Source organism: Paenibacillus amylolyticus (genome assembly GCF_050990605.1).
GTDB classification, from domain to species: Bacteria; Bacillota; Bacilli; order Paenibacillales; family Paenibacillaceae; genus Paenibacillus; species Paenibacillus amylolyticus_H.
Genome location: NZ_CP158832.1, coordinates 4,214,177 through 4,239,263 on the forward strand (window position 1 = coordinate 4,214,177; position 25,087 = coordinate 4,239,263).

General features: G+C 48.3%; 22 protein-coding genes. 2 read left to right on the forward strand and 20 right to left on the reverse strand.

The window, feature by feature from the left end:
* Window positions 1-15: 15 nt before the first annotated feature.
* On the reverse strand, window positions 16-189 hold the full coding sequence (locus ABTV53_RS18725) for a hypothetical protein (protein WP_433745186.1): 174 nt from the start codon (window positions 187-189) through the stop codon (window positions 16-18).
* Window positions 190-590: 401 nt separating this feature from the next.
* Here ABTV53_RS18725 and rpmB point away from each other — a divergent pair, with 401 nt between their 5' ends.
* Complete coding sequence (rpmB, locus tag ABTV53_RS18730) at window positions 591-779, forward strand: 50S ribosomal protein L28 (RefSeq protein WP_017687459.1); 189 nt, start codon at window positions 591-593, stop codon at window positions 777-779.
* A gap of 194 nt (window positions 780-973) precedes the next feature.
* Here the strand turns inward: rpmB and spoVM are convergent, their stop codons facing one another.
* The 19 genes from spoVM to ABTV53_RS18825 form a co-directional block, all read right to left on the reverse strand.
* Window positions 974-1,054, reverse strand: a complete 81-nt coding sequence (spoVM, locus tag ABTV53_RS18735) for a stage V sporulation protein SpoVM (RefSeq protein WP_019424875.1) — start codon at window positions 1,052-1,054, stop codon at window positions 974-976.
* 167 nt (window positions 1,055-1,221) lie between these two features.
* Window positions 1,222-1,473: a hypothetical protein gene (locus tag ABTV53_RS18740; protein WP_091014322.1), complete on the reverse strand. Its 252-nt coding sequence runs from the start codon at window positions 1,471-1,473 to the stop codon at window positions 1,222-1,224.
* A gap of 3 nt (window positions 1,474-1,476) precedes the next feature.
* Entirely contained in the window at window positions 1,477-2,136 is a 660-nt protein-coding gene (gene rpe, locus ABTV53_RS18745) for a ribulose-phosphate 3-epimerase (RefSeq protein ID WP_433745189.1), read from the reverse strand.
* A gap of 1 nt (window position 2,137) precedes the next feature.
* Window positions 2,138-3,046 carry a ribosome small subunit-dependent GTPase A gene (rsgA, locus tag ABTV53_RS18750; protein ID WP_433745192.1) on the reverse strand — a complete coding sequence of 303 codons (909 nt, stop codon included), beginning with the start codon at window positions 3,044-3,046 and terminating at the stop codon, window positions 2,138-2,140.
* A gap of 61 nt (window positions 3,047-3,107) precedes the next feature.
* Window positions 3,108-5,321, reverse strand: coding sequence for a Stk1 family PASTA domain-containing Ser/Thr kinase (gene pknB, locus ABTV53_RS18755; protein WP_433745194.1), 2,214 nt, complete (start codon window positions 5,319-5,321; stop codon window positions 3,108-3,110).
* Window positions 5,318-6,094 carry a Stp1/IreP family PP2C-type Ser/Thr phosphatase gene (locus tag ABTV53_RS18760; protein WP_433745197.1) on the reverse strand — a complete coding sequence of 259 codons (777 nt, stop codon included), beginning with the start codon at window positions 6,092-6,094 and terminating at the stop codon, window positions 5,318-5,320. Before ABTV53_RS18760 ends, pknB begins: the two co-directional genes overlap by 4 nt.
* A gap of 7 nt (window positions 6,095-6,101) precedes the next feature.
* Complete coding sequence (gene rlmN, locus ABTV53_RS18765; RefSeq protein WP_036614609.1) at window positions 6,102-7,142, reverse strand: 23S rRNA (adenine(2503)-C(2))-methyltransferase RlmN; 1,041 nt, start codon at window positions 7,140-7,142, stop codon at window positions 6,102-6,104.
* A 252-nt stretch (window positions 7,143-7,394) separates the two neighbouring features.
* On the reverse strand, window positions 7,395-8,897 hold the full coding sequence (rsmB, locus tag ABTV53_RS18770) for a 16S rRNA (cytosine(967)-C(5))-methyltransferase RsmB (RefSeq protein WP_433745200.1): 1,503 nt from the start codon (window positions 8,895-8,897) through the stop codon (window positions 7,395-7,397).
* Complete coding sequence (fmt, locus tag ABTV53_RS18775; protein WP_433745203.1) at window positions 8,894-9,847, reverse strand: methionyl-tRNA formyltransferase; 954 nt, start codon at window positions 9,845-9,847, stop codon at window positions 8,894-8,896. The genes rsmB and fmt overlap by 4 nt, the downstream gene beginning before the upstream one ends.
* A gap of 12 nt (window positions 9,848-9,859) precedes the next feature.
* Window positions 9,860-10,348 carry a peptide deformylase gene (gene def / locus ABTV53_RS18780; protein WP_145322836.1) on the reverse strand — a complete coding sequence of 163 codons (489 nt, stop codon included), beginning with the start codon at window positions 10,346-10,348 and terminating at the stop codon, window positions 9,860-9,862.
* Window positions 10,349-10,464: 116 nt separating this feature from the next.
* On the reverse strand, window positions 10,465-13,014 hold the full coding sequence (priA, locus tag ABTV53_RS18785) for a primosomal protein N' (protein ID WP_433745206.1): 2,550 nt from the start codon (window positions 13,012-13,014) through the stop codon (window positions 10,465-10,467).
* A gap of 3 nt (window positions 13,015-13,017) precedes the next feature.
* Window positions 13,018-14,253 (reverse strand): bifunctional phosphopantothenoylcysteine decarboxylase/phosphopantothenate--cysteine ligase CoaBC, encoded by a 1,236-nt coding sequence (gene coaBC, locus ABTV53_RS18790; protein ID WP_433745209.1) that lies wholly within the window; start codon window positions 14,251-14,253, stop codon window positions 13,018-13,020.
* A gap of 261 nt (window positions 14,254-14,514) precedes the next feature.
* Window positions 14,515-14,727 (reverse strand): DNA-directed RNA polymerase subunit omega, encoded by a 213-nt coding sequence (gene rpoZ / locus ABTV53_RS18795; RefSeq protein WP_036614619.1) that lies wholly within the window; start codon window positions 14,725-14,727, stop codon window positions 14,515-14,517.
* A 156-nt stretch (window positions 14,728-14,883) separates the two neighbouring features.
* Complete coding sequence (gene gmk, locus ABTV53_RS18800) at window positions 14,884-15,456, reverse strand: guanylate kinase (RefSeq protein WP_017687445.1); 573 nt, start codon at window positions 15,454-15,456, stop codon at window positions 14,884-14,886.
* A 13-nt stretch (window positions 15,457-15,469) separates the two neighbouring features.
* Complete coding sequence (gene remA / locus ABTV53_RS18805; RefSeq protein ID WP_006209218.1) at window positions 15,470-15,730, reverse strand: extracellular matrix/biofilm regulator RemA; 261 nt, start codon at window positions 15,728-15,730, stop codon at window positions 15,470-15,472.
* Between the two features lie 51 nt (window positions 15,731-15,781).
* Window positions 15,782-16,681, reverse strand: coding sequence for a YicC/YloC family endoribonuclease (locus ABTV53_RS18810; RefSeq protein WP_433745213.1), 900 nt, complete (start codon window positions 16,679-16,681; stop codon window positions 15,782-15,784).
* Between the two features lie 19 nt (window positions 16,682-16,700).
* Complete coding sequence (locus ABTV53_RS18815) at window positions 16,701-18,590, reverse strand: bifunctional homocysteine S-methyltransferase/methylenetetrahydrofolate reductase (RefSeq protein WP_433745216.1); 1,890 nt, start codon at window positions 18,588-18,590, stop codon at window positions 16,701-16,703.
* Window positions 18,591-18,804: 214 nt separating this feature from the next.
* Window positions 18,805-19,638 carry a diaminopimelate epimerase gene (gene dapF, locus ABTV53_RS18820; protein WP_433754279.1) on the reverse strand — a complete coding sequence of 278 codons (834 nt, stop codon included), beginning with the start codon at window positions 19,636-19,638 and terminating at the stop codon, window positions 18,805-18,807.
* A 182-nt stretch (window positions 19,639-19,820) separates the two neighbouring features.
* Complete coding sequence (locus tag ABTV53_RS18825; protein ID WP_433745219.1) at window positions 19,821-22,679, reverse strand: calcium-translocating P-type ATPase, SERCA-type; 2,859 nt, start codon at window positions 22,677-22,679, stop codon at window positions 19,821-19,823.
* Window positions 22,680-23,033: 354 nt separating this feature from the next.
* Between ABTV53_RS18825 and ABTV53_RS18830 the strand changes: the two genes are divergently transcribed.
* On the forward strand, window positions 23,034-24,806 hold the full coding sequence (locus tag ABTV53_RS18830; protein ID WP_433745222.1) for an Rqc2 family fibronectin-binding protein: 1,773 nt from the start codon (window positions 23,034-23,036) through the stop codon (window positions 24,804-24,806).
* Window positions 24,807-25,087 lie beyond the last annotated feature (281 nt).

Here is a 25,087-nt window from a genome sequence, read left to right on the forward strand (position 1 = left end):
ATGTGTCTGGTCTGTTCATGCGCTAACGCGGACTGCGTTATTCTTCGTCCATACCTTGTCCGGCACAGGAATACAATACAACATGTCAGCCGGATTAACGGTCTGGGCGGCCGGGCTACCAATATCCTGCACTCTCTGCATCCCTAACTTCGGGGCATACGGATATGCACCGGTATCAAGAGCCGGCATGAATGCCGCATGGAGACTGGTGCCAATGATGGAATGCCGCAGCTCACAGCGTTGCCAAAAAGCAGACCACCGACCTCTAAGTACGGTTTATTCTCCGACTTCCTCACGGCAACAGCCTGTTCACCACTGTATTATGGACTATTCAACATTGTACTATATTAGACAGGAGAAATAAATAAAGTTTTTGGATCAGTTGACGAAGCTTTTTTAATTATGATATTATATTCAAGTATTGTTTTATGCAGGTTAAGTAATGGAAATGATCCGGTTCATGCCGGCTTAAACAACGCCATTAGCTACTGAAACCTGATCTGTATGATCAGGAAGAACAATTTAGTCCTTATGGAATGACTTTTCGTTTCTGAAGGCAACTGGTTATTTTAGGATAGGAGGTGTAATCTATGTCTCGCAAATGTTATGTGACAGGTAAGAAACCGGGCACCGGTAACCACGTATCCCACGCTAACAACCGTAACCGTCGTACTTGGGGCGTAAACGTTCAGAAGGTCCGCATTCTCGTTGACGGCAAACCAAAACGTGTATACGTAAGCACCCGTGCACTGAAAGCCGGTAAAGTGACTCGCGTATAATCACGCAAAGCTACTATAAATCGGGTAAGCAAAAAGCACCTTGTTCCTTGCAGGTGCTTTTTTGGTATTCAAAAAAGTGAGTCTTGAATACGCTCATTAACATGTGAATGGCCGCCGCTTGGCGCTTCGCAGGTACGAATTCCAGATAAGCCTGAGCCAAAGCGGCGGTATTCCCTGTTACCTTATCAATCGGATCAGTTCTTTTGAAACGTATTAAGAATCGCCTTTACAAACCCTCCCAAAAACTTCGGCAGTTTGAATGTGTAAAATTTCATAATTCACCCTCCCCATCATGCTCATGCGTCCGCCGTATCCTATGCTTCAGGCCTTCTTTACCTCAAACACGACAAAAAAGGCTACATGAGAAACCTGCTCATGTAACCATATTTATGCGGAACCTTCGATCCCTATTCCACAATGACAAGCCCGAAGATCAGGTCATTTACGTTTGGGCAGGAATATATTGATAGACAGCGATCATGAAAACACTCAGTACATAATACAGTATGCTGAATATGACAAAAGTAACCCGATGTCCCGTACGATCAAATTTGCGGAAATACATAATAACAACGCCCACCCCGATTAACGACGTTATGGCATTAAACGGGGATTGAATAACCGCAAACAAAGCAAGCACAAGTCCCGTCACGAGACTCGCAGCCATCGTCCACAGTGTCTCCTTGAGGGTCATAGATCAGCCTCCGTAGCTACTGCGAATTTCAGTAATCGCGGCAGCACGATCCTCACGGCCAAATACGGCACTCCCAGCAACGAGCACATCTGCTCCAGCTTCCACTACAAGCGGGGCTGTATCAGCTGCAATTCCGCCATCTACTTCGATATGTACATCATGGCGTCCCTTTTCGTTCAACCATGTACGAATCTGCTTAATTTTGTTCATGGTACCCGAGATGAAAGCCTGTCCGCCAAATCCAGGATTGACCGTCATAACAAGAACCATGTCCACATCATCTAAAACTTCGAGAATGGCAGACGCTGGCGTTCCTGGATTAAGAGCAACTCCTGCCTTCACTCCCTGCTCCTTGATCAGGTGAATAACCCGGTGCAGATGTACACAAGCCTCAGCATGAACGGTAATTACCGCTGCACCCGCTTTGGCAAATTCCTCAACATAACGCTCCGGATTCTCAATCATCAAATGCACATCGAGCGGCAAGCTTGTATGTGGAGCGATCGCCTTCACAATCGCAGGTCCAAGCGTAATATTAGGGACGAAGTGACCGTCCATAACGTCAACATGAATCCAGTCTCCTCCTGCAGCTTGAGCTTCTGCAACTTCCGCACCAAGGCGGGCAAAATCAGCTGATAATATCGATGGGGCAATTTTAATCATGTTAATACCTCCGCTTCTTATCTTTCATTTCGGTCAGGAACAGCACATAGTGCTGATATCGGCTTTCGGAGATCAGACCTTCCTCCTTGGCCGCAAGCACACGACAACCGGGTTCATGTGTATGGGTACAACCTCGGAATTTGCACTGATCTGCAAACTGGGTGAATTCCCGGAAACAAGTGGAGAGTTCCTCCACACCGATCTCCAGAAAGTCCAGTTGGCTGAATCCTGGCGTATCCGCAACAAATCCACCATTATCCAACGGAATAAGCTCCACGTGCCTGGTGGTGTGTTTCCCTCGTCCTAGACGCATGCTGATCGCATTTGTCTCCAGCGTCAGGCCCGGCATCAATGCATTTAACATCGAAGACTTGCCTACACCGGATTGTCCGGAGAATACGCTGATCTTACCAGCGAGACGGTCTCTGAGCAATTCACTGCCTTCACCGGTACGTGAACTTGTGGAGATCACTTCATAACCAACCTGTTCATACAATGCTTTCACTTCAGCAACAGTGTCTTTGGCTGGATCATCCAAATCCAGTTTGGTCAACACAATGAGTGCATCCAGCCCCGCCTGCTCGATGTGAACAAGGAACTTGTCCAACAGGTTCAGGTTCATATCCGGTTCCTTCACAGAGAATACGAGAACAGCCAAGCTTACGTTGGCTACCGGAGGACGGATGAGTTCTGTCTCACGCTTCCGAATTTCATCTACCGTTCCTTCTCCGTTCTCAGTCAACATGTAGCTGACGCGGTCACCTACAAGCGGTGACGTTCCCCGTTTTCTGAAGATACCTCTGGCTCGACATTGAACGGCGGAACCTTCAACCGAAGGAACCCCGTTGTCTTCCACTGGCATGACATAATAGTAACCGCTTAGCGCTTTAACGATGATACCTTCTGGCATAGCTCCGTCGCCCTCCCTTTGATGATGGTACATTTAATCCAGACGCCAGCATAAGCCGCCCTTATGGACGGCTTGATGCGTTAATGACTTCCTTCTTCTTCTCTTTTTCCTTGCCGTGTCCCTTACCATTATTCATGGCAGAGGTGTCTTCATCTACGCTGTCACCTTCACCGTCAGCCGGTGTGGACTCAGGTTCACCTTCCTGATTGGGGTCAACACTGCCCTCATCTACGCTACCTTCACCTGGATCAGGCTCATTTTCTGGCGGCGGCGTCTGCGTGTTTTGTTCCGGGTCAATGGAAGGTACATTCACTGTTCCGTTTTTGGCTTCACTATAGGAGACAAGATACGTATCCAGGAACTGTCCATCACGATATACGGACACAGCCCCATTTTCATTTGGAGCTAGCACAAGTGGAATGGTCAAGGTCTGGGTTGAGTTCACCGTGCGTGTTCCCCATTCCTGATTCTTGCCGCGTGCGTCTTCATATGTGATACGGATTTTACTGTTTTTGCCCTCTTTTTTGGGTGATACATTGATATTAAAAGGATATTGCAGCGCTTCGGGCGGATACCCTGTACTGATAAAGATTGTAATCTTATCGCCAGGACTAACCTCTGCGCCCGCTTCCACAGGCCATTGCTGCGTCACTTTGCCCTGGTCCACCGTATAACTTGATTCCTCCTGCACCTGAGCAAGCACAAGTCCAGCAGATTTCAATTTTTCTTCGGCTTCACTGCGGGTAAGGCCTTTCAGGTCAGGCATTTTGACCGTCTCCGTACCTTTACTTACGATTAACTCAATCTGAACTACAGCAGGATCAAATTCCTCATTCACACCCGGTGTCTGGGAAATAACAGAACCTGAAGCCACATCATTAGAGAAGTCATCTTTCCGCTGAATCTGATCTTCCTTGATGCCAAGCGCAGTCAGCTTCTTGACAGCCTCATCATAAGTCTCTTGTTTGACATCAATCATCTTCACCAGTTCTTTTTCTGCACCAACACTGATCTGGACCTCGGAACCTTCTTTGACAACATCGCCTTCTTTTCTGCTCTGTTCATAGACGATACCGGGTTCGACACCTTCTTGGTACATACGGATGACCTCATCACTGACGACGAGTCCTTTCTCCTCAAGCATTTCCCGAGCTTTTTCTTCCGTCTGAGAGATCACGTTAGGCACGGTTACTTCAGGTACAACCAGCATACCCTTGACATACCATACAACGCCCACCATGGCGATTAGAATAAGAACGGTTAATGAAATGAGTAGCGCTGGCTTCTTCCAGCTCTTCGATTTCGCCTTACCCTTGCCAGTTTCTTCGTCAGACTCCATCACAGGCACTGCACCTGTCGATGTAACTCCGCGAGGTTCAGGCTTGATGGCTGGCATAACACGAGTCTGGTCTATATCATCCTCATCCGGAAAATCAATCTTCGTTTCATTACGTCTTTCCGGCATCAGGCAAGTTTCCAGATCGGTCTGCATTTCTTTGGCCGACTGATAACGTTCCTGCGGATTTTTACGCATGGATTTCAAGATGACATTTTCCACACTTTGTGGAATCAATGGATTGAATTTGCGTGGTTCATCGAACTCTTCCTGCAAATGCTTCAATGCCACACTGATTGGACTTTCACCCAGAAATGGAAGTTGCCCAGTCAGCATTTGGTAGAGTACGATCCCAAGAGAATATAAGTCCGATTTTTCTCCAGTAATGATGCCTTTGGCATGCTCTGGTGAGAAGTAATGTACAGAACCGACTACAGAGCCCGTCTGCGTAATCGTTGTAGATGTAACCGCACGGGCAATCCCGAAATCCGTTACTTTCACACGGCCATTCCGGCCAATTAATATATTGTGGGGTTTGATATCCCGATGAATGATTTGATTATGATGTGCGTGATCAAGAGCATCTGCAATCTGGGAAGCGATTCGCACCGATTCGTCCACCTGCAGAGGGGCACGTTCTTTGATAATTTCATTCAGGTTTTTGCCTTCCACATACTCCATGACAATATAATGAACGTCATCTTCCTGCCCCACGTCATAAATGCTAACTACATTCGGATGAGACAGCGATGCTGCCGATTGTGCTTCCCTGCGGAAACGGCGAATAAACTCTTCGTCATGCACAAACTGTTGTCTAAGGACTTTAATCGCTACATTCCGGTTTAACAGAAGATCCTGCGCTTTGTACACAAGAGCCATGCCGCCACCACCGACACGCTCAATCACTTCATAGCGTCCGCCTAGCTGGTGCCCAATCATGACTCACACCCCGTTTCCGTATCCACGGAACCTTCCTTCTGCAACTCGAACAAAGCAACCGTGATATTGTCGTCTCCCCCAGCAAGCAAGGCCAACTGAAGCAGTCGATCTGCACGATCTTCCAATGCCAGTTCCAGATTGCCGGCAACCTGAATAATCTGCTCATTGCTGACCAGGTTACTGAGACCATCACTGCACAGGAGAAGAACTTCGCCTTCCTCCAGCTTGACGGTATCCAGGTCTACCTTCACCTCGGCATCTGTTCCAAGCGCACGAGTCAGCACGTTGCGACGTGGATGATGGGACACATCCTCTTTGCTAATCTGACCATTTTTGAACAATTCATTCACCAGTGTATGGTCCTCGGTTAGCTGGATCACAGCTTTGTTCGCAATTTTGTAGGCTCTGCTATCCCCGATGTGTCCAATAACACCTTCCGTATCGTTCAATAATGCCGCAACCACCGTTGTTCCCATGTTGTGATACTTGTCATCTGTGGATGCCGTACGGAAGATAACTTCGTTGGCATGCAAAATAGCATCGCTTAAAGCTGCAGACAGAGACGCATGTGACAGACCTGGTTCCAGTGTTCCCAGATCTTGTACCAACGTCTCTACTGCCAAGCGGCTTGCCGTATCTCCTGCAAGATGTCCACCCATGCCATCGGCAACAATACCCAGAATATATCCTGTATCGAGATTACGAATCCAGGCTGAATCTTCATTCACCGAACGCACTCGTCCGATATGGCTCACATGAACTGTTTTGATCAAAACGTTCTCACCTCAACTCCATATGCTTTGCACGAAGCTGACCGCAAGCGGCAGCAATATCATGTCCCTGTTCACGACGAATGGTTACATTAACACCCTGTTCCGAGAGGATCTTCTGAAAATTGAAAATGTCGCTTCTCGATGTTCTTACGTACTTGCGTTCAGGTACATGGTTAACCGGAATCAGATTCACGTGGCACAACATGTTCTTGAGCACACTTGCCAGTTCTGCCGCATGTTCTGGCTGATCGTTTACCCCACCAATAAGTGCATACTCGAACGTAATTCTCCGACCTGTTTTGGCCAGATAATAACGCAGGGACTCCATCACGTCTTCAAAAGGAAAACGACGGTTAACCGGCATCAATTTCGAACGAAGTGCATCATTCGGTGCATGGATCGAAATGGCGAGGTTAATCTGTGTGTCTTCATCTGCAAACTTGTAGATGTTCGGAACGATTCCGCTCGTTGATACCGTGATGTGCCGCTGACCAATGTTCAGCCCTTTTTCATGGATCATAATGCGCAGGAAAGTCATCGTTGCTTCATAGTTTTCGAAAGGTTCGCCTGAACCCATGATTACAATGCTGCTTACGCGCTCGCCGCGTTCATCCAGAATTTTCTGAGCCTGTACAACCTGGGCAACAATCTCCCCGGCTGTAAGGTTACGCTTGAGACCACCCAATGTGGATGCACAGAACGTACAGCCAATACGACAACCAACCTGTGTGGTTACACAGATGCTGTTCCCGTAGTTATGCTTCATGATTACTGTCTCAATGGCATGATCATCATGAAGACCAAAGAGGAATTTAACCGTTCCATCCTTGGATTCAAACTTGGTAATTTCCTTAAGCGTTACAAATTCAAATTGCTCTGTCAGTTTTTCACGCAATGGCTTGGACAGATTGGTCATTTCACTGAAATCATTCACGCGTTTTACATAAATCCAGTCAAAGATTTGGCCACCGCGAAACGCCGGCTCCCCATTCTCCACAGCCCATTGCTGCAGTTGTTCCAGAGAATAATCATATATAAAAGGTTTCATTTTGTTGTCAGCACCTATTCCTTCTTTTCTTTTCGTTGGCTTCCTTCTTTTCGTTCCATTCATCCTATTCTATCACAAAGACCACGTTACATCCATGTATACCCTTGATATCTGTACTTCATGCATTATAACATCTCAATGCCGCCATCGCACCCTGTCATCACATTCTCTGACAATTACATTGAAGTCCCATCACAAAGAAATCCGCCGAAGTTCCCCTCGGCGGTCATGCTTCCGTGCTCTATTAAACTGTTATTCCGCTGTTTTTGTCAACCGTGAGATGAAAAATCCGTCACTGTGAGCGTATTGTGGCAAAATCTGAACGCCTCCGTTCACAACCTTCAAGTTCGCTGTCTCCGATTCAGACCAGACGGATGCTTCTGCTGGACGATATTCCGGATGTCGATTCAGGAAGTCTGCAATCATATCCTCATTCTCAGCAGGCTCAATTGTACACGTGCTATAAACCAAAATGCCGCCTGGTTTTAACAACGGTGCAACACGATCAAGCAGTTCACGCTGCAAGCCTGCGATATCTTCGATATCTTCTGCAGATTTGGTCCATTTCACATCAGGTTTGCGGCGAATAACACCGAGACCTGAACACGGTGCATCCAGCAAAATGCGGTCAAACGACGCTTCCGGGTACCGTTCGTTCAGATCTAGCGCATCTCCAGTTACAGCATCGATGCAACTCAGACCGAGACGTTCCGCCTGATCCAGGATCAACTGGCGCTTATGAGCATGTACATCGTTCGCGACAATACGACCGCGATCGTGCATTTTCTCAGCCATGTGAGCTGTTTTACCACCTGGAGCTGCGCAGCAATCCAATACAAGCTGTTCTTCTTCAGGCGCAACTGCTTCAGCTACGAGCATGGAACTTTCGTCCTGTACAGAGAACAAGCCGTCCCGATACCAGGACGTTAGTGCCATATTCCCGCCACTGCGTACAAGAATTCCATCGGAACTCAGGCGAGAAGCTTCAACGATTGCACCTGTGCTTGCCATCTCATGCATCAGTTTCTCCCGTGTGGTCATTGTTGTATTGACTCGGACACTCACTGCTGGAGGCTCATTATTCGCACGGCAGATGGCTTCCGCTGTCTCCGCGCCATAATGGGCGATCCAGCGTTCAACCATCCATAACGGGTGGGAATGCTCCAGTGAAATACGTTCGGCAACGGGCAAATTCTCTGGAATACGAAGTTCATCCCGATTGCGGATCATATTGCGCAGTACACCATTCACCATGCCCGAGATTCCCTGATGACCCAGTTTCTTCGCCAGATTAACCGCTTCGCTCACCACGGCATGCTCGGGAATACGATCCAGATATATCATCTGATATACGCTGATCCGCAGCAGGCTGCGAACCCATGGTTGCAGTTTGGATACTCCTTTGGCGACGTAACGTTCCAGATAATAATCAAGTGTATTCAATCTGGCGATTGTTCCATACACCAATTCGGTAGCTAGTCCAGCATCTGCCGGACTCAAATCCGCCTCTTTCAGACGACGGTTCAACTCCAGATTACTGTATGCTCCATCTTGCTCAATAGCACTCAGAACTTTGACTGCCAAGGCACGAGCAGATGTTTTGGGTTTTTGGGAGCGAGATGCACCATTAGCGGAAGCATTTCCTGCGCCACCCGATTTCCCCGGATTCGGACGACGATTTCCTTCGCGTCCGGCTGCATTTGCGGAAGCTTTCTGACCTTGTCCTGACGAACGACCCGGTATGTTACCACTCATCGCAGCACCGTTCCAGGTTTCAGTGTACCGCCACGGGCAAAGTCAGCAGCCTTCATCACCTTTTTGCCTGCAGGCTGCACCTCAGTCAACCACAGAGATCCATTACCTGTACGAACTTCAATCCCTGTCTTGTTCAATTGCAGCACTGTTCCTGGCTCTGCTTGTCCAGCATCCGATGAAGTTTCCAGATCCACCTGATCGGGGTTAGCCGCAGCCCAGACTTTGAAGACCTGGTCATCCCATATCGTAAATGCACCCGAAAATGGCACAAGGCCACGAATCTGATTGAACAGTTCGCGTGAAGTCCGATTCCAGTCCATCTTCTCGTCTTCCCGAGTCAAATTGCGAGCATACGAAGCCTCGGCATCATCCTGAGGGACCGCCGTTGTCTCGCCTGCAATCAATCGTGGCATTTCTGCCTGAAGCAGTTTGGAACCAGCCTCACTTAATTTATCAAACATCGATCCTGATGTATCTTCATCCGTAATCGGCAGTTCCACACGCGAGATCATATCTCCGGTGTCCAGGCCTTCAGCCATATACATCAATGTGACTCCTGTCACGGATTCCCCGTTAATAATGGAACGCTGGATCGGGGCTCCTCCGCGATATTTCGGCAAAAGAGAGCCATGCACGTTCACACAACCGCGAACAGGCATATCCAGCACGGCTTTGGGCAGAATCTGACCAAATGCCGCGGTCACGATCAGATCCGGCTTCCATTCAGCCAAGCGGGCTACGGCTTCCGGATCACGCAGTTTAACAGGTTGAAACACCGGCAGACCGTGGCGTTCTGCCGCGGCCTTAACCGGTGTTGGCATAAGTACTTTTTTGCGTCCCTGCGGTTTATCAGGCTGAGTCACCACACCCACCACATGGTACCCCTCTGCAATCAGCATATCGAGAGAAGGAACTGCAAATTCAGGTGTTCCCATAAAAACAATATTCAAATCGATCACTCCTTAATTACGACGCGGTCCCGTTTGATCGGCTGCAATTTCGTACACTTTCTCGGCGATATCCGTAAACAGTACGCCATCCAGATGATCAATTTCATGCTGGAATGCACGGGACAGCAAGCCACTACCCGTAATAATCAACTCTTTGCCTTCACGATCCAGACCTTTAACCGTCACAGTCTCAAAACGACGAACGTCACCATTAATTCCAGGGATACTCAGACATCCTTCCGGTCCGAACTGCTCTCCCTCACTTGCAATGATCTCCGGGTTAATCATCTTAATCAGCCCTTGCTCATCACCTGCGTCAATTACAATCAGACGTTTCAAAATGCCGACCTGTGGTGCCGCAAGACCCACACCTTCTGCGTCGTACATGGTGTCAGCCATATCATCCAGCAATTTTTGTACGTTTGGTGTAATTTTGGTTACTTCTTTGGCTCTCTTGTGGAGTACCTCATCTGGTTCTTGCACGATAATGCGAATCGACATGTTGTAAGCACCTTCCTAATCCTCATCATAATTTCAGGACGATATTCTGTATTTTTGGGTATTCATTTTAATCTATGTTTATACCGCTTGTTTACATCCGCATCACTGCAAAATGCTTACATTAACATTTGCGGGTCTACATCCAGACTAATAAGCAATTTTTGCGCCTGAACATCATCGTCCATGCGTCGGGCTGTTGCCAGAGCGAGTCCTATGGCGTCTACATCCCCCCGCCATTTTATCATACATTGGAATCTGTATCTATTCTTGATCCGGGGAATCGGGGACGCTACCGGCCCCAAAACATCAAAGGCATCATTGCTGAATCGATCCAGACTGCCGAGCCATCCGGCCGCATTAGCCTTCTCTTTTAGTATTCGCGTGTAGTTCTCGGCAAGACGAATCAATACCGGAAGCTGCTCATGCGAAAAGGTCACCAGAATCAGGCGACAGTATGGCGGATATTGCAAATTACGACGATGCAACAGTTCCTCACGTACAAACGATACATAGTCATGCTTACCCGCATGGCCAATAGAGTAGTGCTCCGGCGTATATGACTGAACAAACACCTCACCAGGCAATTGGTGCCGACCAGCTCGGCCAGCTACCTGTGTTAGTAACTGAAACGTTTTTTCCGCAGCACGGAAATCAGGTAAATTCAACGCTGAATCCGCTGTTATCACACCAACCAGGGTTACATCCGGAAAATCAAGTCCCTTCGCAACCATCTGGGTGCCCAGCAATACATCCGCCTTTTTCTCACGAAACTGTTTCAGCAGCTTCTCGTGCGCCCCTTTTTCCGTTGTTGTATCCACATCCATCCGAATGACCCGAATACCCGGAAAGAGCTTGGCAAGCTCTTCCTCGACTCGCTGTGTACCTGTACCAAAATATCGAATATGCTCACTTCCACAATCCGGGCACACTTCCGGAGCGGCTTGCGCATACCCGCAGTAATGACAACGGAGATTATTGGAGCGTTGATGGTACGTCAGTGAAATATCACATTCGGGACAACCTGCTACATATCCACAACTGCGGCACATGACAAAGGTCGAATATCCACGGCGATTCAGCAGAAGCACCGTCTGTTCACCACGCTCCAGGCGCTCCTCCAGCCCTTTGTGCAAAGCCCTGCTGAACATGGAGCGGTTACCATCCTTCAACTCTTCGCGCATGTCAACGATTCGCACTTCGGGCAGCTTGTTGCCCAATGCCCGCGTTGGCATCTCCAGCAAGAGTGGTGCAAAATCGTCGTTGCTCTGCGAGCGTGCCGCATAGTAACTTTCCAGCGATGGTGTAGCTGAACCCAGAACAACTACGGCCTGATGCTGCTGTGCTCTTTTTACCGCCACATCCCGGGCATGATATTTCGGCGTTTCCTCCTGTTTGTAGGAAGTCTCGTGTTCCTCATCCATAATGATCAACCCAAGCCGACTGAATGGAGCAAATACGGCTGAACGCGCCCCAATTGCCACCTTCACCTGACCCTCACGAATCTTGCGCCATTCATCATAACGTTCACCGCCAGACAGGCGACTGTGCATGACAGCAACCTGATTGCCGAACCGCCCTTTAAAACGTTCTACCATCTGTGGTGTCAGTGCGATCTCAGGCACAAGCACGATCGCCTGCCGATCCTGCTCAATGCATCGTTGAATGGTTTGAAGATAGACTTCCGTTTTGCCACTTCCCGTAACACCATGTAGCAAAAAGACCCCGTGGCGTTGTTCCTGCAATCGGCCATTGATATTGTTGTAGACATGCTTTTGCTCATCGGTCAGAACCAGCGGTTCAGTCGCTTTGAACTTCCTGCCCTGATAAGGATCACGAAAGACCTCCACGTCCTCGGTGACGATCAATCCCTTTTCCTCAAGACCCTTCATCGTCGCCGCTGATACCTGCAGGGTAGATAACACTTCTTTCATCGGCATAGGCAACAGTTCTTTCATTTCCAGCAGGAAAGCCAAAATCTCCTTCTGCCGCTGTGCTTTCGCCGGGAATGATGCAAGTGCTTCCTGAGCAGCAGCCACATCTACAGCCAGATCAACAGACTTCATCGTTTTTTTATTCAGCTTGTCCTTGATGGCCTGACTTTCCAGCAGTACACCACCAAGCAATAATTTCTTAATTAGTGCAGCATGATTGGGATATTTCCGACTCAATTGTTGCAGCGGTACCTGACCCCGACTTTTGACAAAACGGATGATGTCCTGCTGCACTTTCTCGTTCGTAGACTCTTCTCCCCAAACAAATAACACCTCATCATCCGGTTGTGCACCCGCCATCTGTCCATCAAGTGCATCTCCCAGCGAGATGTATCGCTCAGCTTTCCCTTTCAATGCGGTCGGCACCATCACCTGCAATGACAAAATCCGGTTACTGGCATAACGCCCACTCATCCACTCGGCCAACTCGACCAAATCCTTTGACAATGGGGGAACAATGTCCAGCAACTCCTGAATCTGCTTAAGCTTGAATGTTTCCTCTCCAGTACGCGGCACAAGATCAATTACGAATCCCTGCACCGTCCGATGACCAAAAGGTACACCCACCCGGCTGCCAATCTCGATCCATTCCCTCATCGATTCAGGTACCAGGTAATCAAACGGCCGGTCTGTTTCCTTCACGGGAACATCGACTATGACCTTGGCAATCTCCATATCCTAATTCCTCCCGGCAATGCGCTCCGCCGCAATCCGGAGCAACCGATGAGCCACATCGTCCTTGGCCATCACTGGAAGCTCCTCCACCAAACCTTCCCGGTCATAGATATGTACCGCGTTGGTGTCTGTTCCAAATCCTGCACCCGTGTGGGTTACGTCATTGGCTACGATCAGATCACAGTTTTTCCGTTCCAATTTCTCACGTGCATACATCTCAACGGACTGAGTCTCCGCAGCAAAACCAATCAAAAACTGATGAGTCTTCTGTTTGCCCAGCGTTTCAAGAATATCTATATTTTTAATAAGTTCGAGCGACAGCGTGTCGCCTTTCTTCTTGATCTTCTCGGTATAAACTTCCTTTGGACGATAATCGGCAACTGCCGCCGCCTTAACCACGATATCAGCATCGTCCCACTCGCGTGTTACGGCTTCATACATATCCTGTGCAGACTGTACAGGGATCAACTCAATGTTCTCCGGTGGTTTGGCTTGGGTATTACCCATAACCAATTTCACATTGGCCCCCAGATCACGCGCAGCTGCAGCTATGGCAAATCCCATTTTGCCAGATGAATCGTTCGTAATGTATCGTACGGGGTCAATGCGCTCAATCGTACCTCCAGCCGTAACGACAACCTTCTTGCCTTGTAACAATGCAGCTTGTCCCTGCCGGCTGCGGTCTGCAGACTCGCGCTGTTCAAAGAAACGTTCCACCACATCCACAATACTCTCCGGTTCTTCCAGACGTCCCTTGCCCACATATCCACACGCAAGCAGACCTTCACCAGGTTCAATCATCATGGCACCCCGTTCAACCAGCAGGTTCATATTATGCTTTACAGCCGGATGATCATACATATGTACATTCATCGCAGGAGCAATCATGACAGGGGCTGTAGTGGCAAGCAGCGTCGTTGAGAGCATATCATCTGCCATGCCATGCGCCATCTTGGCAATCACATTCGCTGTAGCCGGAGCAACCAGAACCAGATCAGCCAGATCAGCCAGATGAATGTGGGATACGACTGCTGGCTCACGCTCATCAAATGTATCGGTATATACGGTGTTTCGGGTCAACGTTTGCAGCGTCAATTCGGTAATAAACTGTGTAGCGGAAGCTGTCATAATCACATGAACATCGGCTCCCTTTTGCACCAGTCTACTGCATAATGTTGCCGCTTTGTAAGCGGCTATGCCGCCTGTCACACCAAGCACGATTTTTTTACCGTTCAACATGTTTATTTCCCCCGATATTTATACGACGTCTAAATAAGATTCCGTTAAAATATGCTTATTCGTGAATCAAATTTCATAATACCTTTAGCTGCTTCAATCAAGGCTAGATATAGATCAAAACGACTCAATTTGTCTATATCTAGTTACAAAAATCCATTTTTAGTGATTTATGAAATTGATTCTGGTAAAAAAATAACAACCTCGCGGTTGTCAATTAATCCGGCTTGCGCCGTATGCAGTTGAAGAGCAGCCGCAGGCGGCTTACTCTTCTTCTTCGTCCTGTCCTTTGATGACAACGAGCAGGTCTCCATAGATTTCTTCCAGTGCAACGCCAACTTGTTTATGGGATCTCGCACCTCTTAAATCCGTTTTTTCACCTTCACGTAGCTGTCTAGCCCGGCGGGAAGCAGCAACAACAAGGGAATACTTGCTGTCGACTTTGTTCATCATTTCATCAATAGAAGGATACAGCATATTAACAAACACCTCTTCGCATTAGTATAATCGCAAGTTGCCGCCTGACAGAATGATGTGGCATGTCTTCACATCCGAGCATTCCCAGAAGGAGCGCTTCAGTACATGATATGACAACTGTCCCACTTATATCGCATTCTGCAGCGGCAAAAGGGATTATTTATTGATCTTACAATGTTCGGCGATTATGATGCTTTCTATTCTCTTGCACGCCAAATCAATTTCATCATTCACAACAGCGTAATCATACTGCTCCAGCAGACTGATCTCATCAACCGCCACGGACATCCGGTGATCAATGGTTGCTTGGCTTTCGGTACCACGGCCCTGAATGCGATCTTTCAGCTCGTCCAAAGAAGGAGGAAGCAGGAAAACAAAGATCCCTTCCGGGAATTTTTCTTTCACTTTTAACGCGCCTTGAACCTCAATCTCCAGAATGATGTCGCGGCCTTCGTTAATCGTTTTCTCCACAAAATCACGCGGTGTTCCGTAATAATTACCAACATACTCCGCATGTTCCAACAATTGATCTTCAGCAATCATGTTCTGGAACTCTTCATGACTTCTGAAGAAATAGTTCACACCATGTTCTTCACCAAGACGAGGCTGACGGGTTGTCGCCGATACGGAATAGATCAATTCCGGCACCCGTTTGCGCAAAGCGCTGCATACCGTACCCTTCCCGACCCCAGATGGGCCGGACAACACTACCAGTAATCCCTTAGACATATTACACTCCATTTTATTCGTCGTTATCATCATCTTTCGAAGAAAGACGATGGGCGACCGTCTCAGGCTGAACTGCAGACAAAATGACATGATCGCTATCCGTAATAATTACGGCACGAGTACGTCTTCCGTACGTTGCATCAATCAGCATGTGACGATCTCTTGCCTCTTGTATAATTCTCTTGATCGGCGCCGATTCCGGACTCACGATGGATATAATCCGGTTCGCCGATACGATGTTACCGAATCCAATGTTAATGAGTTTGATTGCCATAATCAGGTTCTTCCCCCTATACATGCGACTCTTTTGCCGAAATTTGGCCGTTCATTCGATATTCGCAGCTTGCTCACGAATCTTCTCCAGCTCCGCCTTCATCTCGACAACACGATTCACCAGAGCCAAATGGTTGGCTTTTGATCCAATCGTATTGACTTCCCGATTCATCTCTTGAATTAGAAAGTCCAACTTACGACCTACGGGCTCATCACTCTTCAGCAGTTCCCTGCTCTGTCCAAAGTGACTCTGTAGACGCGTAAGCTCCTCTTCTATGTTAGAACGATCGGCAAACATTGCAATTTCCATACCCAATTTATGCTCATCAAAAGGGAAAGAGCCTTCTTCCTGCATTTCCGTAAGCCTCTGTCTTAGCTTGTTGCGGTAATCAATTACCACAGTCGGTGCAAGATCGAGCATCTCGGTATGCAGTGACTCCAGACGGGTAATCCGCCGTTCCAGATCACTGGCCAGATGAAGACCCTCGCGAGCGCGCATCTGTTCAAGGCTGGACAGAGCCTCTTTCAATCCTTCCTGCAGAACTCGCTCCCATTCGTCCTTCCGCTCTTCGGGTATGGAACTTGTCCCATCCGAATGAACCATGACGTCCGGCAGTCCAAGCATATCCACAATACTTGGTTTGCCCTGCATTCCATATTGGGTTTCCAGTTGCTCTGCAGCCTGCAGATAGGCCCTGACCGTCTGTTCATTCAGAACAGCGGGAAGAGCCTGGTCTTCCTCTTTTTCTTTCATTACATAAACATCAATCCGCCCACGTTTCAAACGGCCCTGTACGATCTTCCTCAAACCGTCTTCATAATACGTCCACTCTCTTGGCAGACGCATCATCACTTCGCAATAACGATGATTAACAGATTTGATCTCTAATTGTACCTTATAGCCGCCAAAATGAAAGGCGGATTGACCGTATCCGGTCATACTGAATGACATCGGCATCACATCCGTTTTACTATTGTAATTGATTATTAGGGTTGAAACAAGTAGGACATTGATGCTCCGACTTCTCCCATACGTATTGAGTCAGTTCTGCCGTCATGCCGTAGAACATAAACGGTGTCATAAGATAGATGCCTTTGAAATGGGCTGTTGCTACGTCCAGCAGTTCCTTGGCAATTTTTACCCCCATCGCACGGCCCTCTTCGCCTTCCAGACCTGCCATACGGGAACGCACTTCATCCGAAAGCTGAATTCCGGGAACTTCGTTATGCAGATACTCTGCATTCCGTCCACTCGCCAGCGGCATTACACCTACAAAAATGGGCACATCCAGATGTTTGGTCGCTTCGTGCATTGCTACAATCAACTCAGGGTCATAGATCGGTTGTGTCATGATGTAATCTGCCCCAGAGGCAATTTTCTTCTCCAGACGTTGTACAGCTTTCTCCAAATATTTCACATTGGGATTAAATGCCGCTCCGATCACAAAGCCAGCTTTCTGCTTCAGCGGTTTACCCGAGAAGGCAACCCCATCGTTCAACTGTTTGATCATGCGTATGATTTCAAAAGAAGTCAGATCGTATACTGAGCTTGAACCCGGCAGATCACCAAACCTTGCAGGATCTCCTGTTACAGCCAGTACATGATTAATCCCCAAAGCATCAAAACCCATCATGTGTGACTGTGTTCCAATCAGATTCCGGTCACGGCAGGCAATGTGCACAAGTGGACGAAGGCCCGTTCGATCCTGAACGAGGTGACCCAGCGCCATATTGCTCATCCGTGTAACTGCTAGAGAATTATCGGCCAGTGTCAGGGCATCGGCCCCTGCCGCTTTTAATGTCTCGGCACCTTTCATGAACTTGGCAATGTCCAAGTCACGTGGCGGGTCAAGTTCAACAATGACCGTGTGACGCTGCTTGACCAGATCAACAATCGTAGGCTGTCCTCCACGTCCGGAACGCTCATCCACATTTTCATGCAGCACGATACGCGGTTTGGATTCTGACGGATCAGGCTCCAAAATAGGCGAAGGCACATAATCAGCAAGCGCCTCTTTCATAGCGGTAATATGATCAGGTGTCGTACCACAGCAACCGCCGATAATACGAGCACCCAGTTCGGCAAATTGCACTGCCGTCTGACCAAAGTACTCCGGAGTCGCACCATAACGGAACTCACCATCAACATAATCTGCTGCACCCGCATTCGGATAGACAGACATCGGAATACCAATACGTCCGGAGACGGTTTCCATGGCACGCATAATCCCGTTTGGACCTGAGCGACAGTTAAAACCAATTACGTCCGCACCCTGCTCCCGCATGATCCGGAAGGCTTCAGGCATTGTATATCCGTCCAGTGTGTGTCCTACATCCTCTACCGCGAACTGTCCAATCACGGGCAGATCACTCAGCTTGCGCGCTTGCAAAAGAGCAATATCCATTTCCTCGATATCATAGAAGGTTTCAAGCAGAATGCCATCCACGCCTTCATCAAGCAGTGCAAAGATCTGTTGTTGATAAAAGCGTTTCAGTTCACTCGTTGACACATTCGTCCGCTTGCCACCTCGAATGGAACCAACTGCACCAAGTACATAACCGGTATCTCCAGCTACCTCTTTGGCAATGCGTACGCCGGCACGGTTCACGTCCTCCACCTTGGACTCCAGACCGAACTTGGACAACTTGTCGTAATTGGCAGAATACGTATTTGTTTCAAATATCTCTGTACCTGCATCCCGATAACGGCGATGTACATCCGCCACCACTTCAGGTGAAATCAAGTTTAATTCTTCATATGAAATCCCTACCGGGAACCCCATTTGGTACAGAAATGTTCCCATGGCCCCATCTCCAACGAGAACCCGCTCCTGCATAACTTTGCGCAAATCCGCCTTCATCCCATTTCCCCCCGCCTAGCTGTGATCATTTACATACTAATGTAACACAAAAAACGCTAAAAAACGAAGAAAAACACAGGTTTTTGATGAGTATCCAGCTCATATGGACTTTCTTGCCATACAGCCCCTAATATGTCTCTGTACAGGAGACACGACCTGTCCTTTTTGACAAAAAAGAGGCCCGCAGGCCTCTTGTGTTACACCGTTCACTTGATTATGAAGTAATTCCCTTGAATACAACTTCAGCAGGGCCAGTCATGTACACATGATTATCATCTTCATTCCACTCAATGTGGAGATCCCCACCCTTGAGGCTGATAACTGCTGTACGATCTGTATGTCCATTCAGGACAGAGGATACCAGTGTCGCACAAGCTCCGGTTCCACAAGCAAGTGTTGGACCAGCTCCGCGTTCCCATACACGCATGTCCACATATCCACGGTCACGAACTGTGGCGAATTCCACATTGATTTTTTTGGGGAACATCGGATGTACTTCGAGAAGCGGGCCCCAGGTTGTGAGGTCAAAATTCACAGCGTCATCTACATAGATCACCGCATGAGGGTTACCCATGGATACGGCAGTGAATTTGAACGCATGTCCATTCGCCTCAATATAGTGATCAACCACTGGGTTGGCATCCACCGTTGTAGGCACTTGAAGACCGTTCAGGATCGGCTCACCCATATCCACGCGAACCGTTTCCACTTTACCATCACGAATGTTGAGACTCACAGGCTGTACCCCTGCACCAATCGTTTCAATGGTAATCTGCTCCTGGTTCACGTGACCATGATCGTATACATATTTGGATACACAGCGAATGGCATTCCCGCACTGTTCTGCTTCCGAACCGTCCGAATTCATGATACGCATCTGAAAGTCCGCCTTCTCCGAAGGCAGTATATAAACCAGGCCGTCCGCACCGATGCCAAAGAAACGGTTGCACCATTTCACAGCCAATTCTGCTGCATCTGCCGGAAGCTCCTTTTCACCAAATACAACGATAAAATCGTTACCAAGTCCATGCATTTTCGTAAATTCCATCATCTTGCCCACTCCTTTTGGCAGTCTGCTGCCAAAGCTATATTCTTGCTCTTCTACAGGATTACCATAGAAATTCATATTCAACATGTACACAAAAAAGCTATCCTGCAAAATGCCAAAGCTGCCGCTTTGAATCATTTTGAGGATAGCATAACGAAATAGGTCAGGAAAAGGTATTGATTTTATGCCGAAAACTTTGTACTTTTCGGTACGAAGCGGCCAGAACCACCCATACGACGGCGGTTACGACGACCACCCCACACGCTGCCTGCGCCCATAAGGAACGTTGGAATGCCCGCTGCAACGATACAGATCGCCCATTCACGCAAACCAAGCGGTACGGTTTTGAAGATCGGCTGCAACGGTTCAACGTACATGACAACCAGCATCAGTACAACTGATGAAATAACGGCAAGAACCAGATATTTGTTCTGTAGTGGATTCCGGTGAAAGATCGACCGCGAACTACGGCAGTCAAAGACATGAATAAGCTGTGCCAAAACGAGTGTAGCAAAAGCTACAGACTGTGCCTTGATCAGTTGACCCGGATTATCCGGTGCAGCCTGAAGGGTAAGCCAGAAGGCTCCGAGTGTACATAATCCAATCAATACACCCCGGCTGACGATTTTCCAACCCAGTCTGCGGGCGAAAATATTTTCCTTGGCTCCACGGGGTTTGTGTTCCATCAAATCTTTTTCCGGCTGATCTACCCCGAGCGCCATTGCAGGCAAACCATCCGTTACGAGATTAACCCACAGAATCTGAATAGGCACGAGTGGTAGCGGCAGGCCCATCATCATGGCAAAGAACATTGTTAATATTTCGCCCACGTTCGATGCCAGCAAATAACGGATAAACTTGCGAATGTTCTCATAAATATTACGACCTTCTTCAATGGCAGCCACGATCGTTGAGAAGTTGTCATCACTCAGAATGAGCGCCGAAGCTTCCTTCGTCACATCTGTGCCTGTAATGCCCATCGCGATTCCGATGTCAGCCGCTTTAATCGCCGGAGCGTCGTTCACTCCATCCCCCGTCATGGCAACGACATGCCCTTTGCGCTGCAACGATTTTACGATGCGAAGCTTATGTTCAGGAGAAACCCTTGAGAACACATAGATGCCCTCCACCTGTTTATCCAGTTGCTCGTCCGTCATGCCTGCCAGCTGCTGACCACTTAGAGAAGCACCACCGCGTTGAAGAATACCCAGCTGATGCGCAATGGCTTCTGCCGTTGTTCCATGATCACCTGTGATCATGACAGTTCGTATCCCCGCCTTGCGGCATGTTGCAATCGCATCTCGCACTTCACGACGCGGTGGATCTATCATACCTGCAAGTCCTACGAAGACAAGCTGACTCTCGGCGGCGTGTTCGTCAGCCACTTTTTCTTCCGGACGCACTTCACGATAGGCCATTCCGAGGACACGCAGTGCCGCGCCGGCCATGCTCTCGTTGGCTGCCATCACTTTCTGCCGCAGTGTTCCAGTGAAAGGTACAACCTTGCCTTCCCACAAAATATAGCTGCAGTGTCCGATCAACACATCCGGTGCACCTTTGGTATAAATCATTCGGCCTCCCTGATGATGAACCAGGACCGACATGCGTTTGCGCTCTGAATCAAACGGGAACTCCTGCTCCCGGGCATACAACTCTTTGAGGCCAGCAGGGGTAAGCCCCATTTTGGAGGACAGTGTGACGAGCGCCCCTTCCGTCGGATCACCCTTCAGCTCCCAAAATACATTTTCTCCCTTGGCCGTTTCTTCTTGGAGATCATCTTTTTTCGTATTTTTCTTACTTTCCTTTTTGGTATCCTTGCCTTTTTTCTTGTTCCCCATCTGGCTTGCAACGGTCTCCACAATACTCGCATTGTTGCAAAGTGTGCTAATCTGGAGCATTCTGCGTAGGGATTGATCACTCTTCAACTCCACCGTACGACCGTTCTCCAGCATCTGCCCTTCAGGTGCATAACCATCCCCGGTAACCTTGATGCTGCGTCCCTCCAGCCACACATCCGTTACCGTCATCTTGTTCTGGGTGAGCGTGCCAGTCTTATCCGAACAGATTACGGATGCACAACCAAGGGTTTCAACAGAAGGCAGTTTGCGTACAATGGCTTTACGTTTGATCATCCGCTGTACACCTAGTGCGAGTGCAATGGTTACGATGGCCGGCAGACCTTCCGGTATGGCAGCAACCGCGAGGCTGACCCCTGCCAAAAACATGCCGACCGCTGGTTGTCCGTGCAATATCCCGGCGACGACAACCATAATGGTTAATCCCAATGCGACAAAAATCAGAATTTTGCCCAGTTGTTCCAGCCTGTGCTGTAACGGTGTTTCCTGTTCCTCCGTATTCTGGATCAGATCGGCGATTTTGCCCATCTCCGTCTCCATCCCCGTACGGATAACCACACCTTTCGCTGTACCACGAGTGACCATGGTACCCATAAAACCAATATTCTTCTGATCACCCAGCGGAACATCCTCATCAGCAATCGGAAGGCAATGTTTACTTACGGGGACAGATTCCCCGGTAAGTGCCGACTCCTCGACATCCAGACTGTTCGTTTCCAGCCAGCGTACATCAGCAGGTATTCGGTCACCACTCTCCACCATGACAATATCCCCGGGTACGAGTTGTTTGGCGGCAAGATGTACTTCCTGACCCGATCGAAGCACTTTGGCAAGAGGTGCAGACAACTGTTTCAATGCACGAAGAGATCGTTCAGCCCGGAATTCCTGTACAAATCCCAGAATCGCATTCAGTACGATAATAGCCACAATCGTTACCGCGTCGAGATACTCACCCAGCAATCCGGATACCAACGTTGCTCCCATCAATACCAGCACCATAAAATCCTTGAACTGATTCAAAAGCAACGTAATCGGAGATATGCGTTTCCCCTCGCTCAGCTCATTCGAACCGACCACTTTCCTCTTCTCTGCTACAGCTTCATCCGTCAATCCTTCCTGCGGGCTGACGCCAAGAGTGTTACGAAGCTCTTCATCACTAAGTTGATGCCACTTGGTATGTTCCATGCTTCAAGTTTCCCTCCCAGTCTGTATTTCATCAGCTAAATAAGCTCACATGCTTCACCGGCGTGCTGGTCGACAGGCTGTACACTATGCCGGACAAACTACCTGCTCTATATGTATTCGGACAGGTCTGTGATTAGCACCCGGAAGGTGAATCCTTTCCCTGATGGACAGAATAGGCTAAAATAAAAGTCTGCGATGTTCTGCGCAGTACCATTCTCAGCGTTCAAAAGGTAAGCAACGAAGAATCTGCAGCCAGTCCTTATTTTTTTACATACCTGGTTGCACGTTTCAGTTATATAGATGAAGCATTTGGCATGATAAATGCAGATGCTCGATAGAGAGGAAGTGGAAAAAATGGCATTGGACGGCATTGTAACACGGGCCATTGTTCATGAACTGCAAGGCTGCATTGGTGGACGTATCAGCAAGATCCACCAGCCGAATGGCCATGACGTAGTTCTCACACTGCGTGCTCAGCGCGGTAATAGTAAATTGCTTGTTTCGGCAAGCCCGACATATCCGCGTGTGCATTTTACGGAAAAGACATTCCTTAACCCTACGGAAGCACCCATGTTCTGCATGTTGCTCCGCAAGCACTGTGAAGGTGCAATCATTGAGGAGATCCGTCAGATTGGCATGGAACGTATCATCCACATCGATGTGCGCCAACGCGACGAACTGGGGGATGTTTCGGTTAAACGGATCATCATTGAATTGATGGGACGTCACAGTAATATTATTTTGCTTGATCCCATTACAGGAACGATTCTGGATGGTATTCATCATGTGACTCCGTCCATCAGCAGCTACCGGGTCATCATGCCCGGCTTCTCCTACACCTCCCCACCCGAACAACATAAAAGTAATCCGCTCGAAATAAGCCGTGCAGCATTCGAGGACAGCTATCATGCCACTGAAGACGAGGCATCACGCTGGCTTGTGAATTCCTTCAGCGGTCTAAGCCCGTTGATTGCGGGAGAGATTGCAGCCCGTGGGACTGCTGCTGAAGGCACCGTGAGCACTCCGGCTGTGATTGAGGGTGAGAGCCGAGTTGAGGCTGACGCACTCTGGAACGCTTTTGAAGCCGTGATGGGACCTGTGAGAGATCAACTCTACACGCCTGTAACCGGAATGAACGCCAAAGGTAAAATGATTTTCTCGGCCGTTCATCTTGAGAGCATTCAGGAGTTGGAGAAAACCTATGACACGATGAGCAAATGCATGGAAGATTATTACGGAGACAAGGCTGAACGGGACACGGTTAAACAGAGAGTAAGTGATCTGCTCCGTTTTCTGCAGAATGAGCGAAGCAAGAACATCAAAAAGCTCGACAACCTGAACAAGGATCTGCTGGAAGCGGATGATGCGGACAAGTTCAGACTATGGGGTGAGTTGTTGTTTGCCTCTCTGCATCAGGTCCACAAAGGGGACAAAAGCGTGGAGCTTGTGAACTTCTATGATGAAGACCAAGCCAACATTACCATTCAGCTTGATCCGCTGCTCACACCGTCTGACAACGCACAACGTTATTTCAAGCGGTATAACAAATACAAAAACAGTTTGGCTGTCATTCATGAGCAGCTTGGCAAAACCAAGGACGAAATTGACTATCTTGATAACCTGTTACAGCAGCTATCCATTGCATCGATGAACGATATTGAGGAAATACGGGATGAGCTTGTTCAGCAAGGATACCTTCGCGACCGTAACAAAAAAGGTAAAAAGAAGAAGAAAAGCGATCGTCCGACCGTACACCAGTTCACTTCCTCGGAGGGAATTGATATTCTTGTGGGCAAAAACAACCTGCAGAACGAGTACGTGACGAACCGTCTCGCGTCTTCCAACGACACTTGGCTGCACACCAAAGACATTCCAGGTTCACATGTCGTTATTCGCAGTACGGACTTTGGTGAAGCTACATTGGAAGAAGCAGCACAGCTTGCTGCATACTTCAGTCAAGCCAAGGAGTCCAGCAGTGTGCCAGTCGATTACACGTTTATCCGTCATGTACGCAAACCAAGTGGTGCGAAGCCTGGTTTTGTCATCTATGATCATCAGAAGACCTTGTTTGTCACGCCAAATGATGAATTGATCAAGAGTCTGCCATCCACCATTAAAAATGGATAAGGCTATATAAGTTAAATTACAGATTATTTACACTCAGACTACGATGACAGAATAACCTTCCAATCGCTGTTATCCCCAGATTTTTTGATTCCCTTTTCTCAAGGGAAAATCCGGTGATAAAAGCGCACGCTTCGCTTTTTCAGGTTTTTTCTGTCCTCTCCGTTATCGTGTAAATGATTAGTTCAAATTATATAGATGTAAAAGTAACAAAGACAGAATCCCCTGACCATTAACGGTTCAGGGGATTTTTGCGTTGCATTACTTGTTTCAATGATATGTGA

Coding starts and splice junctions, on each gene's coding strand:
- ABTV53_RS18725 (WP_433745186.1), bottom strand. CDS start 189: ATGCCGGCTCTTGATACCGGTGCATATCCGTATGCCCCGAAGTTAGGG.
- rpmB (WP_017687459.1), top strand. CDS start 591: ATGTCTCGCAAATGTTATGTGACAGGTAAGAAACCGGGCACCGGTAAC.
- spoVM (WP_019424875.1), bottom strand. CDS start 1,054: ATGAAATTTTACACATTCAAACTGCCGAAGTTTTTGGGAGGGTTTGTA.
- ABTV53_RS18740 (WP_091014322.1), bottom strand. CDS start 1,473: ATGACCCTCAAGGAGACACTGTGGACGATGGCTGCGAGTCTCGTGACG.
- rpe (WP_433745189.1), bottom strand. CDS start 2,136: ATGATTAAAATTGCCCCATCGATATTATCAGCTGATTTTGCCCGCCTT.
- rsgA (WP_433745192.1), bottom strand. CDS start 3,046: ATGCCAGAAGGTATCATCGTTAAAGCGCTAAGCGGTTACTATTATGTC.
- pknB (WP_433745194.1), bottom strand. CDS start 5,321: ATGATTGGGCACCAGCTAGGCGGACGCTATGAAGTGATTGAGCGTGTC.
- rlmN (WP_036614609.1), bottom strand. CDS start 7,142: ATGAAACCTTTTATATATGATTATTCTCTGGAACAACTGCAGCAATGG.
- rsmB (WP_433745200.1), bottom strand. CDS start 8,897: ATGAGTGGTAACATACCGGGTCGTTCGTCAGGACAAGGTCAGAAAGCT.
- def (WP_145322836.1), bottom strand. CDS start 10,348: ATGTCGATTCGCATTATCGTGCAAGAACCAGATGAGGTACTCCACAAG.
- priA (WP_433745206.1), bottom strand. CDS start 13,014: ATGGAGATTGCCAAGGTCATAGTCGATGTTCCCGTGAAGGAAACAGAC.
- coaBC (WP_433745209.1), bottom strand. CDS start 14,253: ATGTTGAACGGTAAAAAAATCGTGCTTGGTGTGACAGGCGGCATAGCC.
- rpoZ (WP_036614619.1), bottom strand. CDS start 14,727: ATGCTGTATCCTTCTATTGATGAAATGATGAACAAAGTCGACAGCAAG.
- gmk (WP_017687445.1), bottom strand. CDS start 15,456: ATGTCTAAGGGATTACTGGTAGTGTTGTCCGGCCCATCTGGGGTCGGG.
- remA (WP_006209218.1), bottom strand. CDS start 15,730: ATGGCAATCAAACTCATTAACATTGGATTCGGTAACATCGTATCGGCG.
- ABTV53_RS18810 (WP_433745213.1), bottom strand. CDS start 16,681: ATGTCATTCAGTATGACCGGATACGGTCAATCCGCCTTTCATTTTGGC.
- ABTV53_RS18815 (WP_433745216.1), bottom strand. CDS start 18,590: ATGAAGGCGGATTTGCGCAAAGTTATGCAGGAGCGGGTTCTCGTTGGA.
- dapF (WP_433754279.1), bottom strand. CDS start 19,638: ATGGAATTTACGAAAATGCATGGACTTGGTAACGATTTTATCGTTGTA.
- ABTV53_RS18825 (WP_433745219.1), bottom strand. CDS start 22,679: ATGGAACATACCAAGTGGCATCAACTTAGTGATGAAGAGCTTCGTAAC.
- ABTV53_RS18830 (WP_433745222.1), top strand. CDS start 23,034: ATGGCATTGGACGGCATTGTAACACGGGCCATTGTTCATGAACTGCAA.